We start from the raw sequence: 11,482 nt of genomic DNA on the forward strand, positions 1-11,482 counted from the left end.
TTAAATATAATTTACTTTTAGCAAAAAAGCATATAATCTATTAATAAATTCAATCGATAGAGTGAGCTCAGAAATAATTGAAATACATTATTATTTAGTTTCTACTTAGCAAGCCAATTGTTTTACTTGTTTAATTTTTCCTAGAGTTACTTAAAGTGTAAATAATTCAGTTGGATGCTCTGGATCAGTATCATAAATTTTAAAATCTTCATTAACACCTAAGTCTTTTGTTTTTAAAATAGATTCCATGGTTAAACGTGCATTAAACTTTGTATTATTTTTTTTGCTTAGATGTCCCAGATAGATTTGTTTTGTCTTATCACCAATCACATCAGCCATTACAAGTGCACCTTCTTCATTAGATAGGTGCCCTTTATCACTTAAAATACGTTGCTTTAAATGCCATGGATAAGGACCAGCTCGCAACATTTCAACTTCATGATTTGTTTCCATCAAATAAGCATCTGCATTACGGATCAACCCACGTATATGATCACTACAATAACCTGTATCTGTCAACATAACAAATGAGTGATTTTCCTTATGAAAACAATAAAATTGCGGTGCAATTGCATCGTGAGAAACCCCAAAACTTTCAATATCCATATCTCCAAAGGTCATTACTTTTCCCATTTCAAACAGTTGTTTCTGCTCAGTAGGTATTATCCCTATAAGTGGATTCATTGCTTCCCAGGTTTTTTCATTCGCATAAATATCCAGTTGGTATTTTCTAGCCATAACACCTAAGCCATGAATATGATCACGATGTTCATGTGTTACAAAAATAGCATCTAATTCTTCTGGTTTACGACCAATTTCTGCGAGTAAATTGGTAATTTTTTTTCCACTTAAACCAACATCAACAAGTATTTTTTTCTTTTTTGTTTCAATAAAAAGGGAATTTCCTGTACTTCCACTTGCTAGAATGCTTATATGAAATGCATTTTCTGACGTCATTATCAGTTTTTTCCTTTCCTAACTAAAATAATGATTAATCATTACCTGGTTTTAATGATTTTCAACTTTTGGAATACTATTATTTGTTATAATCGTATTACTGATAGCATTGATATGTTCAACTTGTAAGTTCCCATCACTGGTTTTTATACCCACAAACCAAACAGGTACATATACATTTTTTTCATGTATTTTGTAGATTTTTGAATAAGCCAGTTTTATAAAAGTAAGTTGTGTATTATTTGGAATTTTATTATTCATATAAAGATTTTCAATTATTTCTTTTTTAGAATATAATTCTACTTTATCACGTAACTCTTCAATTTTGTCGGTATGCATTTGACTATATTTAGAAATTTTCATTAAATCATCTGTCTTCTCAAGTGAAATTGTTAATTGAGCTGTATCGTCATAAAATGGAATTTTTTTATATTGTTGAGAAGCTATTAATTCAGCAGTATCTTTTTTGAATACAGAGAAATCAGGAAGATAGACATATTCTAAACCATTTAAAATGATTGTACTATCTTTTAAAAAAGGTTTTAAACTATTTTTAACATTTTTTTCATCAATAAAAAAATTCTTTAAAGGAGTCCCAATTAATAAATTATCCTCAATAGTGTTCACTGTTTTAGGTAAATTTTTCTCATTAGTTAGTTCTTTAAAATTTGTTTGTTCTGCACCTAAATAGTAACCTGTTTGTTTTTTAGTGGAAAGTTTGCCTTTATAAGTGATATTATCTTTTTTCAATCGGTGTTCAATCGTTTCAGTTCGATCAGTTCGAGAAACTTGTGTGCCATTTTTGATGCCTTCATGATAAATACCAAAAAGAAACAAGTCTAAACCTAGAAAAACAACAAAAAAAATCCATTCAATTCGTCTAAAATCCAATTATTTCACCTCTAATTCAGGAAGCTGTCTTATTAGTTTTTGTTCTGAGTACCAGCTTTTGTTATAACAGATATACCATTCAGGCGTAAGATCTACGACTTGTTTGGTTTCCTCAATATTCTGCCAAGTGTAGCCAACAATCATAGAACCAATCTTTTCTTTCTTGGCACCTGCTTTTAATAATTCATCAAATAAATGATACGTATTTTTCAAAACTTCTTCCTCTTCTGAAGGAATTGGAATTTGAATGGTATCTATACTGGTATTAATCATTGTATTTAATTGATTCTCATTTGGCTCATCATGAATCGTCATATTTACCTGACCTTTATTATCTTTACTGAATACAGGAAACCCTTCAATAAAGGTTCGATAGTTAATGGTTGATTGTTGATTATCAAAGTAACGTAAATTTCCCATACTTGTTCCTAAACCTTTAATGTAAGCAAAGCTTTCCGAATAGATATTGTATGTACCATCCTCTTTTATAGGTGATTTCCCGTGAAAAAGAATAGTCCCCAATTCTTCATTAAAAAACAGACTTTCATCGTTGCTAACGTACGAAGCATCCTTACTATTTCCATTGGTATGTATTTCTTTTGGATTATTAAAAAATGCTGTTTGAAAGCGAGCAACCGGTTGAGAACCTAAAATATAGCTATATTTTTTCATCTTGAGCTCTTTTTTAATAAAAAATTGATTATTGATTAATAAACTTTTATCAACGGCCTCTTGATATAAAATTCCTTCTTTATTTAAATTATTCATTAAACGCTCTTTATCTATTGTAAAGGTAGCTTGATAAATTTGCTTTGTATTAAAGTCAAAAAAACGTATTTTGTTTTCATTAAAATCTAGTTGGATACGCGTAAAATAGGCATCTTTCTGATTAAGAATAGCATTATTGGCCATATTTAATCCATAAATTGAAATATATTCCGTTAATGAAAACGGACCTTCATAGCACAATTCAATCCCTTGATCAATAGACAGATATTTCTTAAATTGTTCACTATTTCCATTAACAATTTGTGTTAATTTACTAAATTTTCCTTTTTTTATTTCATTTTGCACATGGGTAATTAAATTGACGTTTTTGGCAATTTTAGCTTCTTTATTTTCTATTTTGACTAACTGTAGAGGTAAAAATGTTTCTGTATGTGTTCGTTCGTTGAATGAAGATAGCAATTGTTGTTCATTTTTTGTCGTTTCCTTTTCCTTTTGAGAAGAACTTAGCCAAATCGCAGCTGATAGATAGATACTTAATAAAATCAATAAAATTAATCCAATACGAATAATAAACATGCTTAATTTTTTCATTCCCACCAATCCTCCTCAAAAGGCTCATAAGGTAAAGAAATATAAAATGTTGATCCCTTTCCTTCTTCACTCTCTACCCAGATAAAACCATTATGTGCTCGGATCACCTCTTTTGAAATAGCAAGCCCGAGACCAGTACCGCCTTGTTTTCTAGCTCTTGCTTTATCCACCCGATAAAAACGATCAAACACCTTAGCGATATCTTTTTTAGGAATGCCTAATCCTTGGTCGGTAACACTAAAAACAGCATTATTATGTGTTTCTAACAGACGGCAAGTAATTTTACCACCATCAGGAGAATATTTGATTGCATTGTTCAAAATATTGTCTAATACCTGAATAATTTTATCCGTATCAATTTCTAACCATAAATCTCTTCGGGTAAATTCTCGATCAATGGTATAGTTCTTTTTTTCCTTATCTAACATCATATCGAAACGATCAAGTACAAAATTAACCAATTCGTTGAAATTAACATATTCTAATTGTAATTCTGAAGTACCAGAATCCATTCTGGAAAGATTTAATAAATCATTAATCATTCGAATCATTCGATCCGTTTCTTCCAAGGTTACTTTTAAAAAGTCTGGAGCAACTTCTGGATTTTTCCAAGCACCCTCACTTAATGCTTCAATATAGCTATGCATACTCGTTAATGGTGTTCGTAATTCGTGAGAAACGTTTGAAACAAATTCACGTCGTTCACGTTCATTTTTTTCTTGTTCAGTTACATCATGTAGGACACAAACAATGCCAGTGATAAATCCAGATTCTCTTCGAATCATTGTAAAATCAGCACGAATAATGAGTTGTTCATCATTCTTATTAGAAACAGAACGATCAATTAATAATTCATTCGGTGCTTCCAGTAATTTTCTTAAATTATAATCTGCCTCAATATCCAATAAGGTTAAAATAAAAGTCCCGATTGCCTCTTCTGTTTTAACATCTAATAAAGATAAAGCCATTTCGTTGATTGTTAAAATCTTTCCACGTCGATCGGTAGCAATAACTCCATCTGTCATATGCGAGAGAACACTATTTAGCCGGTTTCTTTCTGCTTCCATGGTTTCCTGAGTTTCCTCTACTCGTTCAGATAACTGATTAAATGTTTCTGCCAATTGCCCTAATTCATCTTTTCCATAAATCTGAACTTTGCCACTGTAATCACCACGAGAAATTCTAAGCGCCTGTTCTTTCATTTCACCGATTGGTTTAGTAATTGAACGTGAAATCAATAGTGTAATTACAACAGAAATAATTCCAGCAATAATTGAAGCAGTAAAAAAAATACTTGCTGTATTCGTGATTTCTTGATACTTACTTTCTAAATTACTTTTCACAAAAAGAACTCCGATGACTGTTTCGCCAGTCGGAGACTGAATCGGTTGTACATTAATATATACTCTTTTGTTATTATCTAAAGCTACATATTTTTTATTAGAGAAGTCATTTAAGTCTCGATAATCATTTTTTTGACCAATATTTCCTTGTTGATTATTATCATTTGTTGCTCGAATAATTCCTTTATCGTCAACCACACGTGCTTCAATAATCTCATTTGTAGACAAATTTGTTAAAGTCTTTTTTAACATAGCATCAATCTCTGTTCGATTTTCCCCTTTAACATTCATTTGTGTACTTAATGAATTTGCCAATTGTGTGACCTGGACATCAATATTTTTTTTGAAATCACTGATTGTTGTTGTTTCTAACCCACGAATAAAATAACCACCAATAATTTCAATTGCAATCAATAGAATCAAGAAAAATGACAGCGCAATTTTAAAATTTACCGATCGAAAAAATTGAACTTTTTTCATAAATTCCTTACTCCTGTTCAGGATTTCTAAGATAGTAGCCAACACCTCTACGGGTAACCAAGTAACCTGGATGGCTTGGACTATCTTCTATCTTCTCACGCAAACGTCTAACCGTAACATCCACCGTTCGAACATCTCCAAAATAGTCATAACCCCAAACAGTTTGTAAAAGGTGCTCTCTTGTCATCACTTGGCCTAAATGCCTAGCCAAATAATAAAGCAATTCAAATTCACGATGTGTTAACTCAATATTTTCACCTGCTTTTGATACCATATAGGCATCTGGATGAATCGTTAAATCTCCAATTGTCAATTCGGATTGATTCCCTGCTTCCTCTTTAACACTTGATGCTTCTCTTCGTAAGTTTGCTTTGACACGTGCCACCAACTCACGATTAGAAAAGGGTTTTGTTACATAATCATCAGCACCAAGCTCTAATCCTAATACTTTATCAATTTCAGAATCCTTAGCTGTTACCATAATAATTGGCATATTGTATGTTTTTCTGATTTCTCTTGCTACCTCTAATCCATCCATTTTAGGTAACATTAAATCCAATAAAACTAAATCGGGTTCTACTTCGGTTACTTTTTCTAAAGCTTCTTCTCCATCAAATGCCGTATATACTTCATAGCCTTCTTTAACTAAATTATATTTTACAATTTCAGAAATTGGCTTTTCATCATCTACAACCAAGATTTTTTTTCATTAAGAGACACCTCTTTTAATTGTCATTTTTAGAATAAATGTAGTTAATCTTCTGCATAATTATAATAAATCTTATACTTTCTTATTATACATTACTTTCTTAATTCTTTCATCTTTAAAAAATTCATTCATAAAAGAGTAAGAAAAGAGTAAGATAAATAACTTCATTCTATTATAAAAATAATTATCAATAAAGATAAATAGAAATAAGCACCTTAATAAAAATTAAAGAATATACTCTGAATAAATGAATTAAAACAATCAATTTATTGTATTACGATTATCCTAATAAAATTGCCAGTTCGAATCTTGTTCCTCGCCTTAAGTAAGAAGTAATGCTGGATAGTAGAACAAGCAAATGTACGGGAATTAAAATCCTACAGTGAGTGATCATTATGCTGATTCGACTTCAATCCTTGCCAATATTACTCTTAATTTGAATCAAGTTCTATTGATTCCTATTTTCAAAGTAATTATAAATCAACTTATAATTTTATAGATATGTTTGCTATTTTGCTATATTGTCTTCTTTAGCAACAATTGTGCAATAATACTTGATTTTTTCATCAAGGTATTATTATTTTTAAATGAACAAATAAATTGCCTGTTTAGCAATGCATATTTATAAATATGTATTGCTAAACAGGCAAAAATAAATTTATTCTATCTCGTCTATAGTCTACCTTGTTGATTACTTATTTTTTATCTAAGTTTGTTTAACTCAATGGTTTATTTATAACTTAATTGATTAATACGACTTCTATATTGTTCATATATACATGCTTTTGATTCAATTATACAGAATAATGAGAAAAGAACGTATAATATATGAAAACATAATCCTCATTGAAATAATCTAATCTGCTACTCATCTTTCCATTATTTATGTTTAAAATTTCCTTTAACCAAGTGTAAATCTATAGGATCAAGCTTCCTCAAAAAATTTAGCATTTCGTGTCCATCAACCATCATTACGAATACCTCATTTTGTCTTTTATATCAATTTTATCTATTCATTTCTATTGTGAATACCTGCCTTGCTAAAAATAATATCTATTATACACATATTAATGTTAATAAATTCTTATTATGATTTTACTCTTCTGGAAGTTTCATATATTTTTCACTCATGATATCTCTGTATATACCCGGTATAGATTGCCAAGAAACAAAGGATATTCTTCGAACGTAGGCGCCTTTATGTTGTACAAGAGCATAGTTTTTTCCTTCTGGGGATTGTCCACCTTTAAAGGTTAGTTTCATCCCTTCTCCAAAAGGATCATCTGCAACCCAGATATTTGTATATGGATCAGGGACTTGTGGTGACTTGCTGCCTTCTTTGTATTCCTTTCCATGATTATAAGTTACAGTTGGTGGTAATGTTGCATAGACAAGTTTCATATCCATAAATGGATTAAATCGATCGATCCATTCATTTCTTCCTTGATATAAATTCAAAAAAAAAGCTATACAAAGGATTAGAGTTACTCCTATAATTAGAAACAATTTATAGGTCTTTGTTAATTTTAAATCTTTATCAATTTTTTTGATCATTTTTGAATCTCCTCTCATGAATTCATCCAAAGAAATATTAAATAGTTCACTCAAATTGAGTAACATCGAGATATCTGGATAGGTTCTTCCTGTTTCCCAACTAGATATTGTTTTATCCGATACATTTAATTTTTCAGCCAAATCTTTTTGTGTCCATCCATTCTTATTTCTCCATGATTTTAACTGTACACTCAATTCCATCTCAATTCTCCTTTCTATTTTTAGTTTATATCACAGATTGTTTTTTACCTACCTAAATATACAAAAAAGCATTCTATAATTTGTAGAATGCTGATATAACAACATTTATAGAATGCTTCAAAATAATGTATATTTCTTATAAAGCATCTATTTAAATTTATTTAGGACAATTCTACTACACATCTAAATTAAAAAACTATATCATTTAAACTGGTTAATATTTTAGCAATTGCTTATAAGTTAAAGTATGTATCTAAATTTTTATAATGATTATTAATATTTATATAAACATGATAAAATATATTATAAAACAATTAGGGAGATCAACAAATGTCTCAAACAATCAACATAATTACCTTAAAACAGTTTATAAATACATCAAAAGAATTAAAAAACAAAGGAAATATCATGAAGCTTTAGCTTTATCTTGTATTGCTATCTCTGCCTGTGCCAATTATAAATATCCTAAAGAAAAATTAGATTCAAAAAAATTTATAGCTTTTATTAAATCTAATTTTTCTACTTATTGCTCTATTGGCTTTCCTGGAATTCAAGCTTCCTTAATAATGATCTATGATGAATTTTCCAACAAACATATAAGCTATGAAGAAATGATATATAAAAAAATTAGATGTAGTTTAATTCATGAAGCAGATATTCCTAATATAATTTTTTCCAAGGAAACTGAGATTGGCAATTATAATAAAAATACTAAACTTCCTATATCAATAATCGATATGTTAAATAAAATGGCATCAGACTATTTAAAAGACATATAACGTATTATTTAATTCATATTGAATTTTTTACATTAGAGATTGGAAAATACTAAATCTTCCAATTTCTGTCTTCAATAAATATTCAGAAAAATGGAGTTCTCCTATTTTTCAAAAACAAAAAAACATCAATGCTAATTATATGTTGATGTATCAAGTATATCGGCGAACTAAGTCGAACCGGTACATCATATATGATCATTTTATTTACATGCTTTTTACTATGGCTTTCCTTGGTACTTAATTAATGTAGTTCAAGTAATTCTTTATAAAGGTTTAGCCATTCAATTAAGCTGATGTCTGGAATACATCGTGTGTTTTAAACATAGTGAATTCCGGTCATGAGTAAAATGTTTTTGGTAAACAAATGTATGAACCAAGCATCAGAGATCTTACTATAGGGACCTGAACATTATCTAACTTTAAAAAAATATAAATTATTTATTTTAATCGTCATTATTATCACTATCACCTTATAAAATTAAAATGTATTGTACAATTCAATCAAAACATTTTCCAATGTTGCTTCATTTATTTTTAAATTTACTATTTCATTTTTTTTTACTATTTGCTTAATGACATTTACAAAGTCCTCTTTGCTCTGTAAAGTAACTTTATAATTGGTTTCATCTATCATTTCAATATTGTAATTGGACTCTAAAATTAAGTTTGAATCACTTTTTATCTCAATCAAAATTTCATGAGTCTTCCCTGATGTACTAAGAAGATTTTCTATAGATCCATCGTAATAAAGTTCCCCTTTGTTAATTATGATGATCCTTTTTGCCACTTTTTCAATGTCTGATAAATCGTGTGAAGTAATAAAAATGGTTGTTCCAAATTCTCTATTAATTTTTTCGATCACATGATGAATACTTTCTTTTGCCTTTATATCTAAACCAATTGTTGGCTCATCTAAAAAAACTAAAGATGGATTATGAATAAACGTTGTAACTAGTTCACATTTCGCTTTTTACCCAAGACTCAATTGTCTGACTGGAACTTGTTCAATACCATTAAGTTCTAACAATTTGGATAAGACCTCAAATGTATCCCAAAATTGTTTTGTAGGAATATCGTAAATCATTTTTAACATTAAATAAGTATCCATTGCTGGCAAATCCCATTCTAATTGTGAACGCTGCCCAAACATAACACCAATATCCTTTACATAAGACTTTCTATTTTTATAAGGTTCAATACTTGAAACAGTCGCTGATCCATTCGTTGGTTTAATAATTCCAGCTAATATTTTAATTGTTGTGCTTTTACCTGCACCGTTTACTCCTAAATAGCCAAGAATTTCTCCTCTTTCTATAGAAAAAGAAATATCTCGCAATGCTTCAATCGTTTCTGTCCTTCTGTTTTTCTTCCTAGTAAATACTTTATTAAATTGTTTCACTTCAATATAACTCAATTAAATCAACTCCCTTTTTAATTTCCAGATGATGAGTAATGTTTTTCCAGTATTTTAAATACAAAATAGGCCATCACAAAAAAAAGAATACCAATAAGTGGACTCACTAAATAAAAATACATCCTTTCATTATTATATTTTCCAAGTAGTAAACTCACCGGATAAAAAGAGATAAGAGAAACGGGAAGAATATAAGTAAAAAAAGTTTGAATGAATCTAGGAAATACACTCTTAGGATATTGCATTAATGAAACGCTGCCTTGTACAAAAATACTTGTAAACTCGATATATTGACTAAAAATAAAAGTTAATGAACCAACTAAAATATAAATACCACTATATAAAAAACACCCACAAAGGACAACAAAAGGAAGATAGAATAAAATCATGACTGCATTGGTTGATGAAATATTCCAGAAAGCTCCTGTTAATAATACAACCGTTGCTAATAGCAATCTTCCAAATCGAACTGGCTGGAAATTAAAGGCAGATATTTGTAATAATGTCGAATAAGGCCTTAATAGATAACGGTCATATTGTCCTCCCCTAATTAAATCCTGAATATTCGATTCAAAGCCTCTAAAAAAAACTTCTGAAAATGAGAACGAGAAATTCACAATGCCATAAAGGAGAAACGTTTCAGTAACAGACCAGTCGCTTAACGTTCCAAATTTACTAAATAATGAGAGCATTCCAATAAATTCAAATAATATCACAAATAGTTGATTTAATAGCCCTATCAGAAAATTGGTTTTATATTGCCAATTTGATTTGAAAACCATTTTTAATAAAACAAAATATTTAATAACAGACAATTTAATTCCTACCCCCCATTAATTTCAATTTTATTTTCTACCTTTTGATAGACTAAATTAGTAATAAATAATAAAACAACAATCCAAATTACTTGCATGATCAATTGGCGGATAGAATCATGAATCGTATAAGACTCATTAAATATTAAAGCTGGAGTATCAACAATAAATTTAAAGGGTTGATGCTCTAAAAAAATAATAATTGTTTAGGATAAAAGGCTAATGGAATAATCATTCCAGATAATACAAAAGCAAGGGAGCTGATTGCCCCAATAAAATTGGAAATTGAAGTAAAAAAAAAGGCTAAACTATACAGGAGAACAGTAATTAATGTACTTAGAATTAATGAAAAAGTAACACTTATAAGAAACATTAAAAAATAGCCAAAGGTTGGAAGTTGGATGATTAATTCATCTAAACTCAGTAGATGAATTAGTATGAAAGCAATAAAGAAGATAGGAATTGCTCTTGTTAAAAAACTTACCATTCTCCAAGAAATTGTTTTGACGAAAATCAGTTTAAATAGACCAATTGGTCTGATTAGTTCTGAAGCAATTGAACCAGTTCTAATGCTATCAAAGTCTTTACCATTTACATTCCACGGAACGATTGCAAACAACATTTGTGTTACCCATACGTATAAAGCGGTTTGAGATGTATTCATTGGCGAAGCAGCTTCATTTCCACTAACAAAGGCATTCAGAGTAACTATTTTGAATGTTGCAAAAAATAATTGTATAACAATTCCTGAAATAATTCCAAACATAAAATATTTTGAAATTTTAAATTCCTTAATGACTTGACTCATTATAACCAAAATTTACTCCTCCTAATTTCTTTTTGTATAAGTTTAATTAATCTTTCTTATCATTTCAGATTGAAAATAAATGAGCATTATTTTTAGAAAATGCTATCAAATTAGAGTAACTAGGCAATTCTAAGGACTTACATTCTTCTTTCCCAATATTATTACTAGCATAATAGGATTGAACGACTCATCATTTCTAAAAATATTAACT

The 11,482-nt window shown here is 29.3% G+C and carries 11 protein-coding genes; 1 reads left to right on the forward strand and 10 read right to left on the reverse strand.

Going from position 1 to position 11,482, the window contains the following annotated elements; translation table 11 throughout:
* Positions 1-150 precede the first annotated feature (150 nt).
* From MPTP_RS05910 to MPTP_RS05935, 6 genes are all read right to left on the reverse strand, one after another.
* Positions 151-957 carry an MBL fold metallo-hydrolase gene (locus MPTP_RS05910; RefSeq protein WP_013774188.1) on the reverse strand — a complete coding sequence of 269 codons (807 nt, stop codon included), beginning with the start codon at positions 955-957 and terminating at the stop codon, positions 151-153.
* Positions 958-1,008: 51 nt separating this feature from the next.
* Positions 1,009-1,848, reverse strand: a complete 840-nt coding sequence (locus MPTP_RS05915; RefSeq protein WP_013774189.1) for a two-component system regulatory protein YycI — start codon at positions 1,846-1,848, stop codon at positions 1,009-1,011.
* Positions 1,849-3,168, reverse strand: coding sequence for a YycH family regulatory protein (locus MPTP_RS05920; RefSeq protein ID WP_013774190.1), 1,320 nt, complete (start codon positions 3,166-3,168; stop codon positions 1,849-1,851). It abuts the gene before it with no gap.
* On the reverse strand, positions 3,165-4,991 hold the full coding sequence (walK, locus tag MPTP_RS05925; RefSeq protein ID WP_013774191.1) for a cell wall metabolism sensor histidine kinase WalK: 1,827 nt from the start codon (positions 4,989-4,991) through the stop codon (positions 3,165-3,167). The genes MPTP_RS05920 and walK overlap by 4 nt, the downstream gene beginning before the upstream one ends.
* Before the next feature lie 7 nt (positions 4,992-4,998).
* Positions 4,999-5,691, reverse strand: coding sequence for a response regulator YycF (yycF, locus tag MPTP_RS05930; protein WP_041363485.1), 693 nt, complete (start codon positions 5,689-5,691; stop codon positions 4,999-5,001).
* 1,104 nt (positions 5,692-6,795) lie between these two features.
* A complete protein-coding gene (locus MPTP_RS05935; protein ID WP_013774193.1) occupies positions 6,796-7,455 on the reverse strand; it encodes a helix-turn-helix domain-containing protein in 660 nt (219 codons plus the stop codon).
* A gap of 290 nt (positions 7,456-7,745) precedes the next feature.
* On the opposite strand from MPTP_RS05935, the gene MPTP_RS05940 reads away from it, so the two are divergent.
* Positions 7,746-8,234, forward strand: a complete 489-nt coding sequence (locus MPTP_RS05940; protein ID WP_231849631.1) for a hypothetical protein — start codon at positions 7,746-7,748, stop codon at positions 8,232-8,234.
* Between the two features lie 478 nt (positions 8,235-8,712).
* On the opposite strand, the gene MPTP_RS09115 is transcribed toward MPTP_RS05940, so the two are convergent.
* The 4 genes from MPTP_RS09115 to MPTP_RS05955 all read right to left on the reverse strand — a co-directional run bounded on the left by MPTP_RS09115 (position 8,713) and on the right by MPTP_RS05955 (position 11,271).
* A complete protein-coding gene (locus MPTP_RS09115; RefSeq protein ID WP_013774195.1) occupies positions 8,713-9,096 on the reverse strand; it encodes an ABC transporter in 384 nt (127 codons plus the stop codon).
* Positions 9,097-9,204: 108 nt separating this feature from the next.
* Entirely contained in the window at positions 9,205-9,648 is a 444-nt protein-coding gene (locus MPTP_RS09120) for an ATP-binding cassette domain-containing protein (RefSeq protein WP_013774196.1), read from the reverse strand.
* 17 nt (positions 9,649-9,665) lie between these two features.
* Positions 9,666-10,463, reverse strand: a complete 798-nt coding sequence (locus MPTP_RS05950; protein ID WP_013774197.1) for an ABC transporter permease — start codon at positions 10,461-10,463, stop codon at positions 9,666-9,668.
* A 187-nt stretch (positions 10,464-10,650) separates the two neighbouring features.
* Positions 10,651-11,271, reverse strand: a complete 621-nt coding sequence (locus tag MPTP_RS05955; protein ID WP_231849677.1) for an ABC-2 family transporter protein — start codon at positions 11,269-11,271, stop codon at positions 10,651-10,653.
* Positions 11,272-11,482: the final 211 nt, after the last annotated feature.

The sequence above is a fragment of the Melissococcus plutonius ATCC 35311 genome, assembly GCF_000270185.1.
GTDB classification, from domain to species: domain Bacteria; phylum Bacillota; class Bacilli; order Lactobacillales; family Enterococcaceae; genus Melissococcus; species Melissococcus plutonius.

Bases quoted from the DNA above. Each gene is read 5' to 3' on its own strand.
- MPTP_RS05910 (WP_013774188.1), bottom strand. From the start codon at position 957: ATGACGTCAGAAAATGCATTTCATATAAGCATTCTAGCAAGTGGAAGT.
- MPTP_RS05920 (WP_013774190.1), bottom strand. From the start codon at position 3,168: ATGAAAAAATTAAGCATGTTTATTATTCGTATTGGATTAATTTTATTG.
- walK (WP_013774191.1), bottom strand. From the start codon at position 4,991: ATGAAAAAAGTTCAATTTTTTCGATCGGTAAATTTTAAAATTGCGCTG.
- MPTP_RS05935 (WP_013774193.1), bottom strand. From the start codon at position 7,455: ATGGAATTGAGTGTACAGTTAAAATCATGGAGAAATAAGAATGGATGG.
- MPTP_RS05940 (WP_231849631.1), top strand. From the start codon at position 7,746: ATGATAAAATATATTATAAAACAATTAGGGAGATCAACAAATGTCTCA.
- MPTP_RS05955 (WP_231849677.1), bottom strand. From the start codon at position 11,271: ATGAGTCAAGTCATTAAGGAATTTAAAATTTCAAAATATTTTATGTTT.